The 22,119-nt window shown below is 57.1% G+C and carries 23 protein-coding genes and 1 riboswitch; of the genes, 17 read left to right on the forward strand and 6 right to left on the reverse strand.

What is annotated here, in order from left to right; all coding sequences use genetic code 11:
- The first annotated feature begins 11 nt into the window (after nucleotides 1-11).
- Nucleotides 12-302 (forward strand): stage VI sporulation protein F, encoded by a 291-nt coding sequence (locus tag F560_RS0100170; RefSeq protein WP_019003663.1) that lies wholly within the window; start codon nucleotides 12-14, stop codon nucleotides 300-302.
- On the opposite strand, the gene F560_RS0100175 is transcribed toward F560_RS0100170, so the two are convergent.
- Nucleotides 295-969: an SOS response-associated peptidase gene (locus tag F560_RS0100175; RefSeq protein WP_019003664.1), complete on the reverse strand. Its 675-nt coding sequence runs from the start codon at nucleotides 967-969 to the stop codon at nucleotides 295-297. The genes F560_RS0100170 and F560_RS0100175 overlap by 8 nt on opposite strands.
- A 224-nt stretch (nucleotides 970-1,193) precedes the next feature.
- Nucleotides 1,194-1,305: riboswitch (TPP riboswitch) on the forward strand.
- 105 nt (nucleotides 1,306-1,410) lie between these two features.
- On the opposite strand from F560_RS0100175, the gene F560_RS0100180 reads away from it, so the two are divergent.
- The 13 genes from F560_RS0100180 (at nucleotide 1,411) to F560_RS0100240 (ending at nucleotide 16,253) form a co-directional block, all read left to right on the forward strand.
- Complete coding sequence (locus F560_RS0100180) at nucleotides 1,411-2,466, forward strand: ABC transporter substrate-binding protein (RefSeq protein WP_019003665.1); 1,056 nt, start codon at nucleotides 1,411-1,413, stop codon at nucleotides 2,464-2,466.
- Between the two features lie 164 nt (nucleotides 2,467-2,630).
- Complete coding sequence (locus F560_RS0100185; protein ID WP_019003666.1) at nucleotides 2,631-2,936, forward strand: thiamine-binding protein; 306 nt, start codon at nucleotides 2,631-2,633, stop codon at nucleotides 2,934-2,936.
- Nucleotides 2,926-3,711 carry an ABC transporter permease gene (locus F560_RS0100190; protein ID WP_019003667.1) on the forward strand — a complete coding sequence of 262 codons (786 nt, stop codon included), beginning with the start codon at nucleotides 2,926-2,928 and terminating at the stop codon, nucleotides 3,709-3,711. The genes F560_RS0100185 and F560_RS0100190 overlap by 11 nt, the downstream gene beginning before the upstream one ends.
- On the forward strand, nucleotides 3,708-4,493 hold the full coding sequence (locus F560_RS0100195) for an ABC transporter ATP-binding protein (protein ID WP_019003668.1): 786 nt from the start codon (nucleotides 3,708-3,710) through the stop codon (nucleotides 4,491-4,493). The genes F560_RS0100190 and F560_RS0100195 overlap by 4 nt, the downstream gene beginning before the upstream one ends.
- A complete protein-coding gene (locus F560_RS0100200; RefSeq protein WP_019003669.1) occupies nucleotides 4,483-5,268 on the forward strand; it encodes a TatD family hydrolase in 786 nt (261 codons plus the stop codon). The genes F560_RS0100195 and F560_RS0100200 overlap by 11 nt, the downstream gene beginning before the upstream one ends.
- Nucleotides 5,269-6,163: 895 nt before the next feature.
- Entirely contained in the window at nucleotides 6,164-7,906 is a 1,743-nt protein-coding gene (locus F560_RS0100205; RefSeq protein WP_019003670.1) for a sensor histidine kinase, read from the forward strand.
- Complete coding sequence (locus F560_RS0100210; RefSeq protein ID WP_156828845.1) at nucleotides 7,899-9,188, forward strand: response regulator; 1,290 nt, start codon at nucleotides 7,899-7,901, stop codon at nucleotides 9,186-9,188. Before F560_RS0100205 ends, F560_RS0100210 begins: the two co-directional genes overlap by 8 nt.
- Nucleotides 9,185-10,546 carry an extracellular solute-binding protein gene (locus F560_RS0100215; RefSeq protein WP_019003672.1) on the forward strand — a complete coding sequence of 454 codons (1,362 nt, stop codon included), beginning with the start codon at nucleotides 9,185-9,187 and terminating at the stop codon, nucleotides 10,544-10,546. Before F560_RS0100210 ends, F560_RS0100215 begins: the two co-directional genes overlap by 4 nt.
- 140 nt (nucleotides 10,547-10,686) lie before the next feature.
- Nucleotides 10,687-12,537: an ABC transporter substrate-binding protein gene (locus F560_RS0100220; protein ID WP_019003673.1), complete on the forward strand. Its 1,851-nt coding sequence runs from the start codon at nucleotides 10,687-10,689 to the stop codon at nucleotides 12,535-12,537.
- An 18-nt stretch (nucleotides 12,538-12,555) separates the two neighbouring features.
- Complete coding sequence (locus tag F560_RS0100225; protein WP_019003674.1) at nucleotides 12,556-13,566, forward strand: ABC transporter permease; 1,011 nt, start codon at nucleotides 12,556-12,558, stop codon at nucleotides 13,564-13,566.
- A 1-nt stretch (nucleotide 13,567) separates the two neighbouring features.
- Nucleotides 13,568-14,404 carry an ABC transporter permease gene (locus F560_RS0100230; RefSeq protein ID WP_019003675.1) on the forward strand — a complete coding sequence of 279 codons (837 nt, stop codon included), beginning with the start codon at nucleotides 13,568-13,570 and terminating at the stop codon, nucleotides 14,402-14,404.
- Between the two features lie 3 nt (nucleotides 14,405-14,407).
- Nucleotides 14,408-15,463, forward strand: coding sequence for an ABC transporter ATP-binding protein (locus F560_RS0100235; protein ID WP_019003676.1), 1,056 nt, complete (start codon nucleotides 14,408-14,410; stop codon nucleotides 15,461-15,463).
- Nucleotides 15,450-16,253, forward strand: coding sequence for an ABC transporter ATP-binding protein (locus F560_RS0100240; RefSeq protein WP_019003677.1), 804 nt, complete (start codon nucleotides 15,450-15,452; stop codon nucleotides 16,251-16,253). Before F560_RS0100235 ends, F560_RS0100240 begins: the two co-directional genes overlap by 14 nt.
- Nucleotides 16,254-16,360: 107 nt before the next feature.
- On the opposite strand, the gene F560_RS0100250 is transcribed toward F560_RS0100240, so the two are convergent.
- Complete coding sequence (locus F560_RS0100250) at nucleotides 16,361-16,552, reverse strand: hypothetical protein (protein ID WP_019003679.1); 192 nt, start codon at nucleotides 16,550-16,552, stop codon at nucleotides 16,361-16,363.
- Nucleotides 16,553-16,811: 259 nt separating this feature from the next.
- Here F560_RS0100250 and F560_RS22110 point away from each other — a divergent pair, with 259 nt between their 5' ends.
- From F560_RS22110 to F560_RS0100265, 3 genes are read left to right on the forward strand one after another with little or no spacing between them, the layout of a single operon-like run.
- Nucleotides 16,812-17,018 carry a hypothetical protein gene (locus F560_RS22110; protein ID WP_019003680.1) on the forward strand — a complete coding sequence of 69 codons (207 nt, stop codon included), beginning with the start codon at nucleotides 16,812-16,814 and terminating at the stop codon, nucleotides 17,016-17,018.
- Nucleotides 17,008-18,267, forward strand: coding sequence for a DNA polymerase IV (locus F560_RS0100260; protein ID WP_019003681.1), 1,260 nt, complete (start codon nucleotides 17,008-17,010; stop codon nucleotides 18,265-18,267). The genes F560_RS22110 and F560_RS0100260 overlap by 11 nt, the downstream gene beginning before the upstream one ends.
- Entirely contained in the window at nucleotides 18,264-18,725 is a 462-nt protein-coding gene (locus F560_RS0100265) for a YhjD family protein (protein ID WP_019003682.1), read from the forward strand. The genes F560_RS0100260 and F560_RS0100265 overlap by 4 nt, the downstream gene beginning before the upstream one ends.
- Nucleotides 18,726-18,858: 133 nt before the next feature.
- Here the strand turns inward: F560_RS0100265 and F560_RS0100275 are convergent, their stop codons facing one another.
- From F560_RS0100275 to F560_RS0100295, 4 genes are all read right to left on the reverse strand, one after another.
- The gene (locus F560_RS0100275; protein ID WP_019003684.1) at nucleotides 18,859-19,197 is read right to left on the reverse strand and encodes a L,D-transpeptidase; all 339 of its coding nucleotides are present in this window, start codon (nucleotides 19,195-19,197) and stop codon (nucleotides 18,859-18,861) included.
- Nucleotides 19,198-19,746: 549 nt separating this feature from the next.
- Entirely contained in the window at nucleotides 19,747-20,172 is a 426-nt protein-coding gene (arsC, locus tag F560_RS0100285) for an arsenate reductase (thioredoxin) (protein WP_019003686.1), read from the reverse strand.
- A 44-nt stretch (nucleotides 20,173-20,216) separates the two neighbouring features.
- Nucleotides 20,217-21,509 (reverse strand): arsenic transporter, encoded by a 1,293-nt coding sequence (locus tag F560_RS0100290; protein ID WP_019003687.1) that lies wholly within the window; start codon nucleotides 21,507-21,509, stop codon nucleotides 20,217-20,219.
- A gap of 12 nt (nucleotides 21,510-21,521) precedes the next feature.
- Nucleotides 21,522-21,818, reverse strand: a complete 297-nt coding sequence (locus F560_RS0100295; protein ID WP_033395598.1) for an ArsR/SmtB family transcription factor — start codon at nucleotides 21,816-21,818, stop codon at nucleotides 21,522-21,524.
- Nucleotides 21,819-22,119 lie beyond the last annotated feature (301 nt).

The raw sequence follows: 22,119 nt of genomic DNA on the forward strand, positions 1-22,119 counted from the left end.
CGTGAGAACGGATGGCCAGCTGGCAAAAGTTCGGCATCAAGCCCGAACTGGTGGAACGCATCAAGTTCAAAATGAAAAATCCGGTCACGAGAGATAAAATCAAACGGCTGATCGAGGGCCTGAACAAATACGACCTGCAGGACCGGCTCAAAGTCGCGCGTTTGGTCAAGGCGGCCGCCAAAATTTTGAACGAACCGCTCACTCATGTGCAGGAAGAGCAGATCGTCAACTTTATTTTGAGCCAAAAAATCGATCCCCAAAATACGCTGCATCTGATCAAGCTGTGGTCGATGTTCAGGTAGCTTTCCGTTCGATGCAGAGCGGATCGTCGTTTGCGGGATTGCCGACCCGCCCGTCGACTTCGTAGGCTTCCATCTCGTCTTCCGGAAACGGAACGAAGAGCCGGCGAAGCTCGGCCGGGTTCTGCACCCGCCGGTCCAGCCATAAGCTTTCGTCTTCCTTCCGCAGGATGACCGGCATCCGGTCGTGAATGTCCGCCATGAGCCGGTTGGGAGCGGTCGTCACGACGGCGCACGTATGCAGAACGTCCCCGTCCGGAGACGTCCACGTCTCGTACAAGCCTGCCATGCTGAACAGCTCGCCGCTGCGCAGCCGAATGCGGTAAGGACGTTTCTGCCCGGCCGAAGCCTTCCATTCGTAAAAGCCGTCGGCCGGCAGCAGGCAACGTTTTCTCCGAATGGCGCCGCGAAAGGCGGGACGCTCGGTCAGCGTCTCGGCCCGCGCGTTGATCATCCGGCTGCCGATTTTGGCATCGTCGGCCCACGGCGGCACAAGCCCCCACTTCAAAACGCCCAGCCGGTTGGCCTTTCCGTCGTTGACGACGGCGGGCACGAGCTGCCCCGGCGCCACGTTGTAGCGGGGGGCGTGAAACGGGACGGCGACGTGATCGGCCCTATACCGCGCGATCAGCTCCTCCAGCGTTACCGTGATCGTATATCTTCCGCACATGTCCCTTTTTCCTCCTTGCAGGAACGTCGAATGGAATCGTTATGTTTATCCTACTCGGAATTCCGGATCGAAGCCAGTCCTGCCTGCGCAATAGCGGTGAACGGCAGGCTGGCGCTGCGATTCCGTCTTGCGGCGTTATCCCGCTTTCAATGTTCCGCTTTCAATTGACGGGAAGGTGTTTACGCGGTATATTCAAAGAGCATGGATTCGTTTTTCGGACAACCGCATACCGCCCCGGGAGCTTAGGGAACTATGCTGAGAGGAAAGCTGAGTCCGCTTTCGACCGGTAAACCTGATCTGGATAATTCCAGCGTAGGAAGGTGGCCGCGAACGCATTCGATCGATATGCGTTTGGATAGACATCAGCTCGCCCTCCGGTATCGGGGGGCGGTTTTTTATGTTGTCCGGTAACGCCCAACGGAAAAGAGAGGAAACGGAGAGATGGTCATGCGCTGGCAAGGAATGTGGACAAGCTGGAAAACAAAGGGGATCGCCGCGGCGGCGGCGCTGCTGTTGCTGGGGGGCTGCGGCGGCAACGGCGGCGGAGAGGGGAACGGCTCCGCTTCGCCCGCTCCCTCGTCTTCGGCTTCGTCCGCCCCGCTTAAGGAAGTGAAGGTGGTGCTCGACTGGACGCCGAACACGAACCATACGGGACTGTATGTGGCCGCCGCCCAAGGGCTATGGGAGAAACGCGGGCTGAAGGTGGAGATCGTGCAGCCGCCGGAAAGCGGCGCGGATCAAATGGTGGCCAGCGGCGAAGCCGAATTCGGCGTCGGGGCGCAGGAGGGCTTGACGATGGCGCGGCAGCAGGGCATTCCGCTCGTCTCGCTGGCCGCCATCATTCAGCACAACACGTCGGGCTTCGCTTCGCTGAAAGAGAAGAATATCAAGGAACCGAAAGATTTCGAAGGCCACACGTACGGCGGCTGGGGCTCGCCCGCGGAGGAAGCAGTCATCGGCTCGATGATGAAGGCGCAGGGCGCCGACGTGAGCAAGGTCAAGTTCGTCAACGCGGGCATGGCCGACTTCTTCACAGCGGTGAAAAAGGATATCGACTTCGAATGGATTTTCTATGGCTGGACCGGCATTGAAGCCGAGCTGCGCGGCATCCCGATCAACATGGTTTACCTGTCCGATTTTAATAAGAAGCTCGATTATTACACGCCGCTGCTGGAAACGAACGAAGACATGATCAAGGAGCAGCCGGATGTCGTGCGCGCGTTTGTGGAAGGGGCGTCCGAAGGATACCGGTACGCGATCGAGCATCCGGACGAGGCGGCGGACATTTTGCTGAAAGCCGTGCCGGATTTGAACGCGGATCTGGTCAAGGCCAGCCAGAAATGGCTCGCGGACAAATACCAGGACGACGCTCCCCGCTGGGGCGAGCAGAAGCGGGAAGTATGGGCCGGGTATACCGAGTTTTTGAAGGAGCACGGCATTCTGACGAAAGATCTCGACATCGACGCGATGTTTACGAACGAATTTTTGCCGAAATAACGGCGAGCCGTACAAGGCCGTACGGAGGCCGGACACGGCGGAGGACGAGCGTCGGAAGACGAGCGGCGGAGAACCCGCTGCGGTGCAATAAGCTTTGAACAAAACAGGCGGCGGGCAACGCGCGTTCGAAGCGCCTGCCCGCGCCGCTAACGGAGGGAACCATCATGGCGCAAGCGCTGCTAAGCATCCAAATTTTGCCGAAGACGAAACCGGAAGATACGGACGTTTATCCTTATGTGGACAGGGCGATCGAAATCATCAAAGCCTCCGGCGTCCCGTACCGGGTCGGACCGCTGGAAACGACGATGGAGGGCGATCTGGACACGCTGCTCGACATCGTCAAGCAAATGAACGCCGCGATGTTCGAACTCGGCAGCCCGTCCGTCCTCTCCCAAATCAAACTGCTGGTCGACCGGGAGGATGGCGCCTCCATGGCTCGGCTGCTGCAGAAATATCCGGATGGCCAATAAATCGTACCGCTCCGTCCTGCTTCCGGTCGCGACGCTTTTTGGTCTTGCGCTTGTCTGGCAGGCGTCCTGCTCGCTGTTTGCGATCGATCCGTGGATGCTGCCGAGCCCGCTGGACATCGCGGAGCGAATGGGGACGGACGCCGCCCGGCTCGCGGAGCAGTCCGCGGCCACGCTGACGCTGGCGTTGAAGGGGATCGGGCTGGGCGTCGGCTTCGGCGTTGTGTCGGCGATTTTGTTTCATCTCATTCCGGGAGTGCGGACGGCCTTATCGCCCGTCATCATCATCACGCAGAACATTCCGTTAATCGCGCTCGGCCCGCTGCTGATGCTGTGGTTCGGCTTCGGGATTTTGCCCAAGCTCATCCTGCTGGTGCTCGTCTGTTATTTTCCGGTCGCTTGGTCGATGCTGGCCGGACTCGGGCAGGCCGAACCGCACTTGCGCGAATATCTGGCCATGATCGGCGCGAAGCGCTGGGAAGTGCTTCGCCGGCTGGAGCTGCCCGCCTCGCTGCCGTATTTCTTTTCCGGCCTGAAAATCACGGCAACCTACAGCATCTCGTCGGCGATCGTGGCGGAATGGCTGGGCGGCAGCGAAGGCATCGGCCATTATCTCGTCCTGAAGAAGAACGGCTACGATACCGCCGGCGTATTTTCCGCCATCATCTGCATTGTCGCGCTGTCGCTGCTGTTTTACGGCATCGCCGCGCTGCTGGAACGGCTGGTGATCCGCTGGCGTCCGCCGCGGTCCGAGGAAAAAGGAGGCAAAGCGGCATGAACGGGGAGCAGGAAGTGAAGCTTAGGCTCGACGGCGTCAGCAAGAGCTACGCGCGCGGCAAGCAGCGGCATCCCGTGCTCGACCGCATTTCGCTGACGGTGCGGGAAGGCGAGTTCGTGACGCTGATCGGCCCTTCCGGCAGCGGCAAAACGACGCTGTTCCGGCTGATCGGCGGCGTGGAACGTCCCGACGAGGGGCAAATCTATATCGGCGGAGAGCTGGCGACCGGCCGCCGCGGGCTGATCAGCTACATGCCGCAGCAAGCGTCGCTGTTTCCGTGGATGTCGGTTGCGGCCAACATCTCCTCGGCGCTGGCGTCCGCCGGCGTTCCCGCGAAGGAGGCCGAAACGCTTGCAAGCCGATGGCTGGAGCGGATCGGTCTCGGCGCCGTGGCGAAGCAATATCCGCACGTGCTGTCCGGCGGCATGCAGCAGCGGGTGTCGTTTTTGCGCGCGCTGCTGATGCCCCGCGATATCATGTGTCTGGACGAGCCGTTCGCCGCCCTCGACGCGCTGACGAGAGCCGATATGCAAGCGTGGCTGCTGCAGTTGTGGGAGGCGGAGCGCCGCTCGGTGCTGTTCGTCACGCACAGCATCGAGGAAGCCTTGACGCTGTCGGATCGGATTTACGTGCTGTCTCCGGCTCCGGCCCGCGTGCTGGCCGAGCTTGCGGTTCCGTTCCCGCGGCCCCGCCGGGTCGGCGTGTGGAAGGACCCCGCGTTCGTCGAATTGAAGGAACGGGTGCTGGCGATGTTGGGGGAGGGTGCCGCTCATGGCCGTTGACGCCCATATTCATCTCGACCAATATCCGGACGACCGGCGCTTGCCGCTCGTCGGCCGGGCGGCAAGCGCCGGCGTGGAAGGCATGGTCGCCGTCTCGATGGGATTTCCATCGTTTGCCGTTCTCGGGGAGTTGGCGTCGCGTTATCCCGGCCTCATTCTCCCGGCTTACGGCCATCATCCCGAGCAGCCGCCGCTGAAGGCGGAGGAGCTGGACCGGATGCTCGCCTGGATTCGGAAGCGTAAGCACGAGCCGTTTGCCATCGGGGAAGTGGGGCTGCCGTATTATATGCGCACGGAAGCGGAAGCTTCCGGCGAGCCGTTCGACGAAGCGCCCTATCTTGCGCAGCTGGAAGCGTTCGTCAAGCTGGCGGCCGAGCTGGACCGGCCGATCGCGCTGCACGCGGTGTACGAGGATGCCGACAAGGCGCTCGACCTGCTGGAGCGGTACCGGGTAAGGCGCGCGCACTTCCACTGGTTCAAAGGGAGCGAGGCTGCCGTCCGCCGGATCGCCGCCAATCGGTATATGATTTCGATAACGCCGGACGTGCTGTACGAACCGGAGATTCGCGAGCTTGCGGCGAACGTGCCGCTGGAGCTGCTGATGACCGAGACGGACGGCCCGTGGCCGTTCGAAGGTCCGTTCTCGGGGCGGGAGACCGTGCCGGAGATGGTGCTCGCCGTCGCGCGCGAAATCGCCTCGATTCGCGGGCTTGGCGAGAAGGATACGGCCGAGCGGCTGGCGGCGAACGCCAAGCGGTTTTACGGGATCGGCTAGCGGGTTGGCGCGGGCTTGGCTTATGTCTGTTTCGACGCCCTTCGGGGCGTTTTTTTCTTGGCGACGGATACCTTAACATCCCCTATTTGGTTTCCGTTATTTGAAGGTCATGTTCGGGATGGCTTCTGAACCGTCTTCGCTGGGTTCCTTTCTGATCAACGAGCGAACCCGCGCTGCCGTTCAGCTTGAAAAGATGGGGCATCCACGCGTTAAAGCCCGTTCGCAATGGGAGTTCCGCTTGGAGGGGGCCGCCCCGAGCCGCGGTGCTCAGCCGCCAAGTAGACCGTCCAGTACCTCTCATGGCCCTGAACGGCGGCTATATTGGATTTTGTACAGGATACCGGCTCCTTTCGCCACTTACCGGAACGTATGGTGGATTTTCTCCAATGAAAGGGCCCGAGAGCCTTGCGGATTCGGCTTCTGCGGGCCAAATGACTGGATATATCCAACATAGACCGGCTTCCGGCGCCTGAACGGTGTGTTCGGTTGGATTTTTCCAATGTAGCCACGCAGCCTATACGCGTAGCCGAGTTGCTATCAAGTTGCTATATAGTTTCACAATGGGGATATAGACGCATAGGCTGCGGTTGCTCATCGGCTGCTGTATGGCCGCGGTTGCGATGAACGAACTTTCTTCCAAGCGGTATGATGCCGCTTTCGCTCAGTCCCGCAATAACGGCTATGCTGAAGCTCCGCGCGGAAGCGCATGTTCTTTTCAGTACAACGCGATTCTTGGACAGGAGTATTATCCAAATCTCTGTCCAATGGGCGAACCCCAAGCCCGTTTGCGAAGGAGTCGAAACGTTCTGCGGCGAACATAAAACAAAGAATAGTATGCGCTTACATCCGGGAACGGGCGGGCCAAGACGATCCCAAATAGCGGCGGTGTCGGAACGTGAGAAAAAAACGTTTTATCAGCATCCGTACCAAAGTCATGCTCTTCTCCATTGTCCTCACGGTGTTTCCCATTCTGATTGTGAGCGGGTTTTCGTATTTCGAAGCGGTCAAGGTCGTCCGCAATCAAGCCATCGAGCTGAATCTGGTCAACGCGAAACAAATTTCCAACACTCTGGATATGATCATCAACGATGTCAACACCATTTCGTTAAATTTGATTCAAAACCGCGAGGTGGCCGCCTATCTTACGGCTCCGAGCCCTGAATCCAAACAGCAATATTACGCGCGGATTCTTTCCATTCTCAACGACCAGGCCTTCAATAAGAAGTATATTTACTCCATTTACATCCAGGATCGAAGCGAAACGGGGATCGACAACAGGGGGGCGGTGAATCTGGTCCCGGACGACAGGCTGCTTCAAGCGAAAGCGTTAAGAGGCAAAGAGAGCTGGTATTTCGACAGCGTGTTCGTGCAGAACAAAGAAGTGAACGTGATTTCCATGATTCGCGACATTCGGGATATCCATCATATCAGCCGGTCCCTCGGCATATTGAAAATCAACGTGCTCGAGAGCAGCGTCAGGGAACTGTACCGAACGAAAATGCAGGACCGGAGCCTCTTTTACCTGATCGATCAGGAGAAGGTCATTCTGTCGGCGCTTTCAGCCGATGAGGTCGGAAGACGGATCGAACCGTTTCGGATGCATTCGGGCATGGACGGCCGGACGGAGGGCTTTTTCAACACGAGCATCGACGGACGGAAGTACCTTGGGATTTTCTACCGGATGGAAACGCAAAATTGGCACATCGTCGAATTGACGCCGTACGAACGGATTTCGAAGCCCGGCAACGTCATTAAAAGGGTCACCTTCTATTCGATCTTAGCCAGCCTTGCCGTCTGCTTCGGTTTTATCCTTCTATTTGCCGCGAGAGTGCTGGAACCGCTCAAGCAATTCCGCGTGCTGATGAAGCATGTGGAGCGGGAACAATTCCATATGGAGATGAAGGTGCGGGGAAACGACGAAATCGCCCTGCTCGCCCGAAGCTTCAACCGCATGTCGCACCGGCTGAATGCATTGATCAATGAAGTGCACGTGTCCAAGATCAAGCAGAAGGAGGCGGAATTAAAAGCGCTCGAGGAGCAGATCAATCCCCATTTTCTCTACAATACGCTCGATCTTATTTATTGGATGAGCAGGATGGAGAAGGCTTTCGAGACGTCGGTCATGGTGAGCGCCCTGTCCCAACTGTTCCGGATCGGACTGAACAGCGGAAGCCGGTTTACGACGGTCGAAAAAGAGGTCGAACACCTTCGGCATTACATCCTGATCCAGCAAAAACGCTACGAAGAAACGATTGCGTTTGCGATTGCCGTCGAGCCGGAAACATCGGGCTGCAAAGTGACCAAGATGGTGCTGCAGCCGGTCGTGGAAAATGCGATCCGCCACGGCATCGAGCCAAAGGGCAGCAGCGGCCGGATCGAGATCCGCATTTTCCGGGAAGGGAACGACCTTGTCTATCGGGTGAGCGACGACGGAGCCGGCGCCGACGCGGCGGCCGTTCAGGCGGTGCTGGACCGGCCGGCCTCTGAGCATCAAGGGCTCGGGCTGAAAAACATTCATGACCGGCTCAAGCTCAATTACGGCGCCCGGTACGGCGTCACATTCGAAAGCGTGCCTGGCGAAGGGACGACCGTGACCATCCGGCAACCCTTTGAGAAAGGAACGATGAAGGATGTATAAAGTGATGGTTGTAGACGACGAAATCATCGTGCGCAAAGGCATCATGACTTCCATCGACTGGTCCGAGCACGGCATCGCGATCGCGGCAGAGGCCCGAAACGGCAAAGAGGCGTTGGACAAACTGCAACAGCATCCCGTTGATCTGATCTTAACGGACATCCGGATGCCCGTCATGTCGGGAATCGAGCTGGCAAGAACGGTAAAAAGCGAATATCCGGACATCGAGATGGTTCTGCTGAGCGGATATGAAGATTTTCAGTATGCCAAGGAAGCGATGTCGATCGGCATCCGCCATTATTTGCTCAAGCCGGTCATCGCCGAGAAACTGGTCGAGCTCCTTTCCGGGTTCCGCGACCGGGAGCGGAGCAAGCGGCTCGCCAAGCAGGAAGAACTCATCAAGAACAAGCTGTTCAACGAACATTTGCCCTTCATGAAATCGAAGCTGATGAACAGCCTGATCGATCGACAATCGGATGCCGGAGACATTCTCGAAAAGGCCGGAACGCTGCAGATCCAACTTACGGGACCGGCTTACCAAGTGATTGTCGTGAAAGCGGATGGCGATTGGCTTCATGCGCAGCGCCTGTCCAGGAAGGAATACGAAGCTCTCGCGTTCGCCTTTCTCAACATTACGGAAGAAACGCTGGTCTCCCGTTTTCCGGGATTTGTCAGCTTCGGGGAGCCCGGAACGCTGATCGGCCTGATCAATCTTCAGCCGGGAACGTCGATACAGGCCGTCTGCGAAGAGATCCGCTCGAACCTCCTGCAATATTTGAAATTGCCCGTATCGATCTACACCGGGCAGCCGGTACGCCGCCTTTCGGCCATTGCCGGCTGTTATGAAGAAGCGGCCAACGCCATTCGGCGCAAGGCCTGCAGCGAAGCGGGAAAAACGATTGCTGTGGCGTCCGAACAAGCGAAGGCCCAATCCAAGCTGGTGAAAGAGGCGATCCGGTACGTCTTGAGCCATTACGGCGAACCGATCGGACTTCGCGAAGCGGCCGACCACGTGTGCGTGACGCCGGCCCATTTGAGCAAAGTGTTCAAGGAAGAGATGGGGGTTACGTTCATGAAATGGCTGAACCGGATCAGAGTGGAAGAGGCGAAGCGGCTATTGGCGGACACCTGGCTTAAAACCTATGAAATCGCGGAAAAAGTCGGTTATCGGGATTATAAATATTTTTCGCTGATCTTCAGAACGTATGCCGGCTGTTCTCCGCGGGACTACCGAAACCGGCAAGACCGGTTTTCCGGCGGAAACGGAAACGGGGGAACCGTATGAGAAAAATCGCCGCAACGCTTCTTTGCGCCTTGCTCGCCGCGGCATCGGCTTTGTCCGGCTGCGGCGGTCCGCATGATTTCCGGAATGTTGCAACCGCGAACCACAGCTTCGGAGCCGGTCCGGGTTCCCAAATTACGCTTACGCTGACGGATTCATGGACGACGACGTCGACGGCGGCCGTGGATGTCGTTCATCGGACGCTGATCGAGCGGTTCAAGCAAGAGAATCCGGAGATCGAAATTTCCGAGGATATCCTCGACAACGCCTTGCTCAAGACGAAAATCAAAACGCTGGCCGCCGGAAACGTGCTGCCGGACGTGTTTATGATGCTCGGATCGGATGCCGAAATGTTTCTGGAAAACAAACTCATTATGCCCGTTGACGATTTGCTGGCGAAGGATCCGGCATGGAAACGGGGATTTCGCCCGGAAGCCTTCGACGATTTTCGGATCGGAGGCGCGCTCGCCGGCGTTCCGATGCAGATGACGGCGACGTCCATCGTGTATTACAACGGGGAGATCTTCAAACGTGCCGGTTACGACGCTTTTCCTGCGACATTTGACGCCTTCGTCGATGCGGTGGAGAAGATCAAGGCGATGGGCATTACGCCGATTGCGATGGGGAATAAAGACCAGTGGGTGGCCGTCTCCTGCTTGCTCAGCACGCTCGGAGACCGGTTTACCGGAACGGAGTGGTTTGCATCCATCGAAGACAACAGCGGCGCGAAGTTTACGGACAAGCCGTTTGTCGACGCGCTGGCGGCCGTCAAACGGCTTTCCGACATCGGGGCGTTCAACGCCAACCTCAACAGCCTCGACAATATCCAGCAGCGGACGGCCTATTATGTCGGCAAGGCGGCCATGTTCCTCGAGGGCGGCTGGGCGGTCTCATCTGTCGTGGCCGATGCGCCGAAGCCGATTCTGGACCGTACGCATCTGGCCGTCCTGCCTGCCGTGACCGGCGGAAAAGGAAGGGCGGAAGCGGTATCCGGCGGCTCCGGATGGGCGCTTGCGCTCAATGCGAATTTGACGGGAGCGAAGCTGGAAGCGGCGGTTCAACTTGTGAAGCTGTTGACTGGCGAAACGGCGGCGAATATGGCGGCGGAGCGGGGCGATATCTCCGCATCGCTGGCGACAAGCTACGACAGAAGCCGCTCTTCCGCGCTGTTCGAGGAATATTTGGACCTGCTGGAGAAGGCGGACATGACGCCCGTATACGACGTGCGGTTGCCGCCCGAAGTCGTTCAGTCTCTCAACAAAGGGCTGCAGGAGCTCCTGACGCCGGGTTCGAAGCTGACGCCCGAAACGTTGGCGCGGCAAATCCAGGACACCTACAGCCTCGCCGTAGAACAGCCCTGACGGCGATCGCAAAAAAATGGATATAATCACAAAAGTACAGGGATTTACGGTGCCGGGGCGCCATTTTATACTCATTTTTGAAAGCGTTTACTTTCGTTTGGGAAGGGAAACGCGAAAGCGCATAGGGGGGAGCGGGAAGCATGAAAATGAAAGCGGCTACGGCTGTGCTTGTCGGTTTGCTGATGACCTTTTCGCTTTTGGCCGCATGTTCGAACTCGCAAGAATCGCTGTCGCAGACGAATGCGCAAACGGACAATCCATCCACCGGCAGCGGCACGGCGAATCCGTCGGGAATCGGCGCGGCTGCGGGCGATACCGGTCAGGGGGCCTTAGCGGACAACGCGAAGGAAACGCCCCGGAATGAAACCCTTTATATCAACGGCCTGCAATGGGGCGCCCCGACCAACTTCAACTTGCTCAGCGGCAACCCGGCTTTTCCGATCAACTACGGAAACTCGCGGGAACTGATTTACGAAACGCTGTTCATGATCAATATGATCGACGGCAAGCTGGAACCGCTGCTCGGCAGCTCTTATACGTGGACCGACGACAAAACGCTGAAAATCGAGCTCAACAAGTACGCCAAATGGAGCGACGGCCAGCCGTTTACGTCCGACGACGTGGTGTACACGTATAAGCTCGGCCAGAAATATGAGATTAACTGGACCAGCTACTGGGATTATATCCAAGACGTCGTGGCGGACGGCCCTCATGCGGTCACCATTACGCTAAAGCCGGATAACCCCAACAAGCTGACCGTGACGGAAAGCATCGAGCTGATCCCGATGCTGCCGAAGCACATTTGGGAAGAAATCGAGAAGAAAGCGGGCAACGACCTAGCTGCCATCCGCAAAGAATTCAATGCGGACCCGGTCGGCACCGGACCGTATAAAATCTATTTTTACAACGACCAGAAGATCACGCTCATCCGCGACGACAATTATTGGGGCCAATCGCTGTTCGGCAAGCTTCCCGCACCGAAGTACATCACCCATGTCATCTACAAGGACAACGCGGCCGGAGACCTGGCGTTCAAGAACGGCCAAGTGGACGTGTCGCAGCAGTTTACGCCTCAGGTATGGAAAATGTGGGAGAGCGGAGCGCCGGTCAAAACGTATTTGAAGGACGCGCCGTACTATTTGCCGGGCTCGATGCCGTCCATCTTCTTCAATCTGTCGAAGAAAGGGCTTGACAACGCGGACGTCCGGAAAGCGATCGCGATGGCGATCGACTACAAGAAAATTTCGCAGCTCGCGATGAGCGGCTATTCCGCCGACATGAAGCCGTCCTTGACGCTGGATACGCCGGCGGAATCCAAATTCGTCGACCAGGATGCGATTCGGCCGCTGCAGTGGACGACCGATGTCAAGGCGGCGAACGAACTGCTGGACAGCATCGGCGCCAAGAAAGGCAAAGACGGCATTCGCGTGCTGAACGGCCAGCGGCTGGGGCCGTACGATATCGAATGCCCTTACGGCTGGTCCGACTGGAACGCCGCGCTGGAAATCGTCGCGCAAAGCGCGAAGGCGATCGGCATCGAAATCCGAACGAAATTCCCGGAAGCTCCGGTATGGAACAACGATCTGCAGACGGGCAAATTCGACATCATCATGAATACGCCGGCCGGCAGCGTCACGCCTGCCAACCCTTGGAGCCGAGCAAGAACGATCATGTACTCGAAAGGCGTCGCCCCGATCGGGGAAATGGCGTTCTGGAACTGGGGCCGCTATAAAAACGACAGAGCGGACGAAATCATCGACCAAATTCCGACCGCAACCGATGAGGAAGCCAAGGCGCTGTACACGGAGCTGACGAAAATTTGGCTGCAGGACGTTCCTTCCATCCCGCTCATGTACCGTCCGTGGGTGTTCTATACGGTCAACGAATCGGTATGGAAAGGGTTCCCGGTCGACGGCGACGGCAGCAACATCCCGCCGCAAATCGCAATGGACGGAGCCGGCATCAAAGCGCTGTACAAAATCACGAACTAGCGCGGGGGTGCGGAACGCTTGAATGCCTACACGAAATATTTTGTAAAGAAATCGGGATGGTATCTGGCTACGCTGCTTGTCGCGCTTGTGCTCAATTTCCTGCTGCCGCGGCTGATTGAAGGCAACCCGGTCAGCACGATCGCTTCCCAGGTCTCGCAGGGCATGACGGACAGCGACTCGATCAAGAAAGTATACGAAAACTTCATGAAAGAATTCGGGATCGACAAGCCGCTTATCGTCCAGTTCGGGATTTATTTGAAGCATCTCTTCATGGGCGATTTGGGCACTTCGTTCGGTTTGTATCCGCGCAAGGTGTCGGATATTTTGGCTTCGGCCGTCCCTTGGACGGTCGGACTGCAGCTTCCCGCCATTCTGGTCGGCTGGATTCTCGGCAACGTGCTCGGCGCCGTGGCGGCGTACCGCAAAGGCCTTTTCGATAAAGTGCTGTTTCCCGCCGCTTTGTTCATCAACTCGATTCCTTTTTTCACGCTGGCGATTATGATGCTGTACTTGTTCGGGATTACGCTGAAATGGTTTCCGATTTCCGGCGGCTACGACTTTCAGATGGCGCCGCATTTCAGTCTCGAATTTATCGGTTCCGTCATCAGACACCATACGCTGCCCTTTCTTTCCATCGTGCTCGTGACGATCGGCGGCCAGGCGATCGGGATGAGGGAGATGTCGATTTACGAATTGAACGCCGATTATGTGCTCTACAGCAAATTGCTCGGCATTCGGGACTCCCGCGTCGCCAGGTACGTATTCAAGAACGCCATGCTGCCCCAGATCACGGGACTGGCCTTGTCGCTCGGCACGATGGTCGGCGGGTCGCTGATCTGCGAGATCGTCTTCAGTTATCCGGGCATCGGCACGTGGCTGTTTACGGCCATTCGCCAGCTCGATTACCCGCTGATCTCCGGCTGCACCTTGCTGATTGCGCTGACCGTGCTGCTGGCCAACTTTACGATCGAGATGATATACGGCATCGTCGATCCGAGGATCAAGGCGGCTCAAATGGAGGAAAACTGAGATGACGCATTCCGTCCGCATCTTGCTGAAATCGCCCAAATTTCTGATCGGCGCGATTGCGACGCTGCTCATGCTCGCGCTCGTCGTGATTTATCCGCTCGTCAATAAGAGCGACCCGTTCGAGATGAAGGCGCTTGCCTTTCAGCCTCCCGGTTCCGGCTTGCCGCTGGGCTCCGACAATTTCGGCAGGGACTTGTTTCTGGAACTCGTGTACGGAATCCGGACTTCCGTCGCGGTCGGCCTTATCGCCGGCCTGTGCGCCACCGCGATCGGTCTTATCATCGGTCTCGCTTCGGGCTATGTCGGGGGATGGATCGATAACGTCCTGACGGCGGTTACGAACATGTTTATCGTCATTCCTTCTTTTATAATTCTGATTCTCGTCTCCGTCAGCGTCAATTCCCGAAGCTCGCTTGTCGTGGCGCTCATCATCGGGCTGACCAGCTGGCCGTGGACGGCGCGGGCGGTACGGGCGCAAACGGTATCGTTGCGCAACCGCGACCACGTGAACCTCGCGAAAATTTCCGGGCACAGCACGCCGAGAATTATCGCCTTCGAGATTCTTCCTTATATCGCTTCTTACGTCGTCATGGCGTTTATCCTCCAGGTCGCTTCCGGCATATTGGCCGAGGCGTCGATTTCGATGCTGGGGCTCGGACCTTACAATACGATATCGCTCGGGATCATGATGAACTGGGCGCTCGTTTTCGAGGCTCCGGTCTCCGGCGCTTGGTGGGCCTTCATTCCGGCCGCTTTTGCCATTGCCGTGATCACGTTCTCCCTCTATATGATGAATACGGGAATGGACGAGATTTTCAATCCGAAGATAAGGAGCTAGCGCATGAGCCCAAACATGCTGGAGATTGCCCAAAGCGATGTTCCCGCCGCCCGCCGAACCGTTCTGGAAGTCAAGGAACTGAAGACCTACTACAAAACCCGTCTGAAAGAAAAGGTTCATGCCGTGGACGGCGTCAGCTTTGCGCTTGAGGAAGGAAAGACGCTCGGAATCGCCGGCGAATCCGGCTGCGGGAAGTCGACGCTCGCTTTAAGCCTCATGGGATTTTATTTTCCGCCGCTTTACTATAGCAGCGGGTCGATCATGATTGGCGGCATCGACATCATGCAGCTGAGCAAGGAGCAGCTAAGGAAGCGGATTTTGGGCCGGGAAATCGCCTATATTCCGCAGGCGGCGATGAACGCGCTCAATCCGACGCTGAAGATCCTTCATTTTATCGAGGATATCATGAAGGAGCATCGCCCCGAGCTGACGAAAAGCCAGGTTCGGGAAATGGCTGCCGAGCGTTTTCGGACGCTGCATCTTTCGCCCGACGTCCTGAACGCCTACCCGAACGAGCTGTCGGGGGGGATGAAGCAGCGGACCGTGATCGCCATTTCGACGATTCTGAATCCGAACGTGCTGGTTGCGGACGAACCGACCTCGGCGCTTGACGTCACCTCGCAAAAAGCGGTGATCAAACTGCTCAAGGAATTAATCGGGAAGAAGTTCATCAAGTCGCTGATCTTCATCACCCACGAGCTGCCGCTGCTCTATCACGTCGCCGACGACATTATGGTCATGTACGCCGGCGAAATCGTGGAGCGGGGCACGGCGCGCCAGATGATCTTCGACCCGTATCACCCGTATACGAAGCGGCTGATGGGCTCCATTATCGTTCCGGAAGAAGGCATGAAAGCGCACAAGCTGGCCGCCATTCCCGGAGCGCCGCCGAATTTGAAGATGGCCATTGACGGCTGCCGGTTCGCGGACCGGTGCACCTACGCCGCGGACGCGTGCAGGCACGGGAAGATCGATAACCGCACGGCGGGCGAGCGCGTTTACAGGTGCATCTTCGGGCCCGGCACCTTAAAGGAGTGGTATGCGAGTGAAGAACGCTGACGTGCTGCTGAGCGGCACGAACATCACGAAGGTTTTCGGGTACGGGAAACATAAGAAGACGGCCGTTCAGGATGTCAGCTTCTCCTTCCACGAAGGCGAGATCGTCTCGATCGTCGGCGAGAGTGGAAGCGGCAAAACGACGTTGGCGAAAATGCTCATGGGACTGCTGAAAGAAACGAGCGGCGAGGTCCGGTACAGAGGAAAACCGAGGCAGCTGAAAAGCCATGCGGACCGGAAGAAGTACTGGAAAGACATACAGGCGATTTTCCAGGATCCGTTCTCGTCGTTCAACGTATTTCACAAAGTGGAGAAGCTGCTGACCGATTGCATGAAGCTGCAGGGGCTCAAGCTGACGAAGGAAGAACAGTTTCGGAAAATGAAAGAAGCCTGCTCCTTCGTCAATCTGAAGTTCGAGGAACTGCACAACAAATATCCGTTCGAGCTTTCCGGCGGACAGATGCAGCGGCTCATGATCGCGCGGATTTTCATGCTGCATCCCAAAATCCTGATTGCGGACGAACCGACGTCCATGATCGACGCCTGTTCGAGATCGACGATCCTCGATATGCTGCTGAAGCTGCGGAAGGAAAACAACATGACGATTATTTTCATTACGCATGACGTCGGCCTCGCCTACTACGTGAGCGATACGCTGTACATTATGGAGAAAGGGAGGATTGTGGAAAGCGGCCCTGCCGAGGATGTCATTCTAAACCCGAAGCACCGGTACACGCAGCAGCTCATTTCCGACGTTCCCAAAATCCACGAGGAGTGGAATCTGGCGAACTAGCGCCCCGAAAGCCCGTTTACGACGGGCTTTTTGCGTTGTTCGCCGACGAATCCGGCGCCGGGGCGAAATGGCTTCGCGGATGCGATGCGAACAGATGCGAATAAAGATTAAACATGGTAGCTTCCGACCGGCTCGTTCAGCACCCATTCGAGCAGCAGCATTTGCTCTTCCAGCCGGGCGATCATCTCCCGGGCGGAAGCGGAAGCCTCGCCTCCGTCCGCGTTCGCCGCCTCTTCCAGCTGCCGCTTGCGGACAGCCAGCTCGTTGTACTTGCGTTTGATTTGATCCGCTGTTCTCATGACGTTTCGGGTTCCCCTCGCTTGTGCGCGTATTCTGGACCGTTACGGTCCGCTCCTTTCATTGATAGCACAATTGGGGCCGGGGCGCAACGCAGGCGCGGGACTGGCCAAGCGGATCGTCTATGGGGAGGGCGCTTCGGGCTTCAAACTTTGTGTGCAACCCATCCCGTCAACAGGAATATATTGTTCATTGAAAGGGAACAATTGTTCGTATTAGAATGAGAACAAACGTTCCCGGATCAGATGGCGGATAGGAGCGATGAGCGTGTCGATGGAGAAATGGATCGGGCGAACGGTGGAGATCATATACGTGGACCGCAAAGGGGCCATTACCCAGCGCCTGATCGCCGTGCGCTCGGTGCAAGGCGGCCGGGTGCGGGCTTACGATTACGGCAGGAGAGCGTTCCGGACCTTTCATGCGGACGGGATTTTGGCGCAGGCGCCGGTGGGCGGGCATGTCTGCTGAACGGATCATTTTTCTGGTCGACGCCCAGTCGTTTTACGCGTCGATCGAGAAGGCGGGGCGTCCGGAGTTGAGCGGCAAGCCGGTCGCGGTTGGCGATCCGGCCCGCAAGTCGGGCATTATTCTGGCCGCCTGCCCGGTCGCCAAGGCCCGCGGCGTGACGACGGCGGAGCGGGTGGGCGAGGCGCTGGCCAAGTGCCCCGAACTGGTTGTGATCCGCCCGAGGATGCAGACGTACCTTTCCATTTCCCTGCTCATGACCGAGATTTACGAATCGTTTACCGAACAGGTGGAGCCCTACAGCATCGACGAGCAGTTTCTGGACGTAACCGGCTCGGTCATGCAGTACGGCGAAGCCGAAGAGATCGCCCGCAGCATCCAGAGGAGCATTCTCCTGACGACAGGCGTATGGTCGCGTGTAGGCATCGGTCCGACGAAGATATTGGCCAAGATGGCCACGGACAACTTCGCCAAGAAGCGGCCGGACGGCATTTTCACCCTCTCTTTCGACCGGCTGGAGCCGGATCTGTGGCCCTTGCCCGTTCACCAGATGTTCATGGTGGGCTCGCGGATGACGAAGCACTTCATGCGGATGGGCCTGAACCGGATCGGCGATATCGCGCGGCTTCCGCTCGACGAATTCAAGCGGCGGATGCGCCGGGAGATGGGCAGGCAAAGCGACATTCAGGCGGAATATTACTGGCAGACGGCTCGGGGCATCGACCCGAGCCCTGTCGTGCCGGGCGTGCGCGGCAAGCTGAAATCGATCAGCCACGGCAAAGCGCTCAGAAGCCGCCTGTACGGCAGGCTCGAGGACATCGAGGTGGTGCTGCTGGAGCTGGTTGTGGAGGTGTGCCGGCGCAGCAGGCGGCACGGCTGCATGGGGCGCGTCGTGTCGGTTGCGGCGGCGGAGACCGACGGAAGCCGCACGTCGGGGTTCAGCCGTCAGATGACGCTGCCGCAGCCCAGCTCTTTGACGCACGAGGTGGCTGCCGCCGCCCGCAAGTTGTTCATCGAGCATTGGAGCGGCCTGCCCGTCAGCCATCTGAGCGTGTCCTTGACCGAACTGTCGGACGACCGCACGTTCCAGCTTACACTGTTCGAGGATCGTTGCGCGGTCTACAGCCTGGAAAAAGCCACAGACAAGATTAAGGACCGGTACGGAAGCGACGCGATTATGCGCGCCTCCTCCTTGCTGCCCTCCGGGGTGGCGAGAGAGCGGGCCGAGCAGATAGGAGGTCATTATAAGTGAGCAAACTCGACGGCAACGAGCGGTGGCAGTCCAAAATGCTGCTTCCCGAGCATCAGGAGCAATACGATTCCCGGCACGAGAAGCCGTCGGGCCATCCCAGTCCGGATGAGCTGACCATGGTCCGGGACTATGTGCTGCTTCCTTATATGATGACGATGGTGCAGAAATGCATGGATGAGCTTCAGCATTCGTCCCATCTGCTAAAGCGGCTGTATTTGGGCGCGACGCAGGTGCTGATGAACAAGATCAACAAGGACATGTACGAGTTGCGGCGGGAACTAAGCAGGAGAAAAATTAAAATCCTCGACGAGGAAATGGGGGACCTGGTCGTGTACCACCATTTCGTCTGCCGGGGCTATCAGGAACGGCTGGGGATCGTCCGGGAAGTGATGCGGGCGGAAATCAGCATGCGCATGGCCAAATATATAGGCGATATCCTCAGGCCGATGAAAGAATAAACAAGGCATCATTCCATCTTGCCGAGCGACGCGAAAGAGCCGTCCGAAGGGAGAGTCACCCGGGAACGGCTCTTTTTTGCATGCGAAAACGCGGCTTCGGGCGACGCGGCGCACGTTCCCGAAGCCGGCGGCATCAGGGGCGGATGCTGACGCGCGTGCCGATCGGCACCAGAGCGGAAAGCGCCAGCACGTCTTCGTTGTGCATCCGGATGCACCCGTGCGATACTTCATGACCGATGGAAGAAGGATCGTTGGTGCCGTGGATGCCGTAATGCGGCCGCGACAATCCCATCCAGAACGCCCCAAACGGGCCGCCGGGATGGGCTTGCTTGTTGATGATCGTATATTCCCCCGAAGGCGTCATGGTGACCATTCGGCCGATGCCGACGGGAAACGCCCTGGTGACGACGTCCCCGTCCAGCAAATAAAGCTTTCGATCCGACAAATCGACGATGATCCGGTAATCGGGCATACTTGCTCGCTCCTTTCGGCAGATCGATCTTGCCCAATCAGCTTATGCCGGAGCGAAGCGAAAGGGGCAACCGGGCGGGAGCGGGCATAGTGCAGTTGGCGAATAACGGGCAATCCGATCGGCAAGGGACGACAAAAAAACGGCGAAGTCCGACAAAAAGCGGGGCAGGGGGCGTGTGCGGATAAAAGAAATTGCGGGAAATGTCGAAACGGCATGCTAGAATTTAGTTATATGACTTATATTGTTTCATTGGTTTTATTAAGGGTACAAAGTGAAAACATATTATCTTGGCTACAACGGCCAAAGAATCGGAGGGCCGATAAAGCGGGACGAAGCGACTGCGCTTTTTTTCGCTACCCGCCGCTCCGTCAAAGGGTTGTGCATACTGGTATACGACGAAAGAGACCGCTTGATCCGGCAAATCCCGAAAAAGCTCCATAAGCGCGCCAAACGTTGACGGGGAAACGATGAACGGAGCGGACAGTTCGGTCCGTCCGTCGTTCGCTTCCTCGGGCTTGTTCATAAACCGCGAAATAGGCGGGCAAATGGTTATCGTCCCTCTTGAACAAACTTCTCAATCCGGGATTTTATAGCGTCGCGTACGGCGCGGAATTGCGCCAGGATCTCTTCTTCGGTGCCGGTCGCCTTCGCCGGATCGTCAAAGCCCCAGTGCCATTTGGCCGCGTTAGGATTCATGATCGCCGGACAATGCTCGTCTGCATGGCCGCACAGCGTAATCACGCAGGTTGCGCGGTTTAATATCTCCGGATCGATGACGTCGGATGTGTGATGGCTGATGTCGACGCCGGCTTCCTTCATGACTTGCACCGCACGCGGATTCAAGCCATGCGCTTCGAGGCCTGCGCTTCTCACTTCGTATTTGTCTCCGCCAAGAGCCTTCAGAAAGCCCTCTGCGATCTGACTGCGGCAAGAATTCCCGGTGCACAGAAAATAAACAAGCGGTTTGTTGCTCATCTGTTGAGACTCCTTCGTAAAATGTTGTTTTTTTAACGGTTCGGTTAACCGACAACTTTGAGCCATAAGAAGAGCCCGGTCAGCGTCGCGAACAGGACGGGAACCGTCAGGGCGATTCCGGTCTTGAAATAAGCTCCCCATGAGATCTTGACGCCCTTGCCCGACAATACATGAAGCCAAAGCAGGGTCGCCAAGGAACCGATCGGGGTGATTTTGGGCCCCAGATCGGAACCGATGACATTCGCGTAGATGAACGCTTCCCGAAGAATTCCCGTCGGATTCGAATCTTGGATGGCTATGGCGTCGATCATCACAGTCGGCAAATTGTTCATGATCGAAGAGAGAATTGCGGCAATAAAGCCGGAACCGACGGTTGCGACGAACAATCCTTGATCGCCAACCCATTTCAATCCGTTTCCAAGTTCATCCGTTAGCCCCACATTCCGAAGCCCGTAGACGACGACGTACATGCCGATCGAGAAGACGACGACGGACCAGGGCGCGCCTTTGACCAGCTTCCAAGCGCGGATTTCCCGGCTTTGCCCGGCCAGAAGCAAGAACACGATGGCAGCCGTGCCTACGATCAACGAAACCGGGACGCCGATCCATCCGCTGGTCAAGTAAGCGGCAAGCAGGACCGCCAAAATGACCCATGAGATTCGGAACAAACGGATATCCTTAATCGCTTCGGCCGGCTTCTTCAACTGCGCCAAGTCATAATGCTTCGGTATGCTTCGACGGTAGAAAAGGTACAGAACAAGCAAACTGGCTGCGACCGAGAAGAAGGTGGGCACGATCATTCGGTTCGCATACTCGACAAACCCGATGCCGAAAAAATCCGACGATACGATGTTCACCAGGTTGCTGACAACGAGCGGCAGCGATGCCGTATCGGAGATAAATCCGCTTGCCATGACAAAAGGCAGGACCATGCGTTCGTCGAACTTTAACGCGCGCACCATGGCGAGAACGATCGGCGTTAAGATTAAGGCGGCTCCGTCGTTCGCGAAGAAGGCAGCAACCGCGGCTCCGAGAAGAACGACGCAGACGAACATGAAGGTTCCGTTTCCTTTCGCGAGACGAGCCATATGCAGCGCAGCCCATTCAAAAAATCCGATCTCATCCAAGATCAAAGAGATCAAGATGATGGCTACAAACGCCAGCGTAGCGTTCCAGACGATTCGGGTCACATCCCAGACATCGTGCAAATGAACGACTCCGCAAATGAGGGCGATGACGGCGCCGCCGCAAGCGGACCATCCAATCCCCAGCCCCTTAGGCTGCCAGATGACGAAAACGAGCGTGACGAGAAAGATGACGGCGGCTAATGCGAGCATGCGACCTCCAAGTTAACAGCAAGAGTTGGATCCGAGCGACTGAATGCGGTCTTTCATGGAAGGAAGTTGATCCAAAATTTCTTTAAGATAGGGCTTATCGTCTATATTCAAGGAGTAATAAACCCACTGGCTGCGACGGGTTTCATTCACGATTCCGCCCGTCTTTAATTTCTTTAAATGCTGACTGATATTCGGCTGGGTGGTCTCCAGCAATTCGACGATGTCGCAGACGCACATCTCCCGCTCTTTAAGCAAAGCCATTATCGTCAATCGCGTCTTGTCGGAGAGAAGCTTGAGGGTTTCGGCCATTTCGGCAATGGATTGCGGCACAGCTTCCAATGATCTCCCTCCTTTCAGGCTTATGTACGGTTATATTCGCGTTTGATTATATAATGAATTGGTTATATTATCAACTGCTTATATAAAAGTTAGCCCTGGGTTCATATACGATTCCAAATCGACATTAATTGGGCTGCTTTAGCAGAGCGAGGTAATGGTTTACAGATTGCGCGTTTAAAACGGCTGTGCTATGCTTAAAATATCAAGGGAGCCGTGCTGCTAACACGACTCCCCCGACAACAGCCGCTTTAAAGGGCGGTAGGCTTGTTGG

Origin of the sequence: Cohnella laeviribosi DSM 21336, assembly GCF_000378425.1 — a bacterium.
Lineage (GTDB): Bacteria > Bacillota > Bacilli > Paenibacillales > Paenibacillaceae > Cohnella > Cohnella laeviribosi.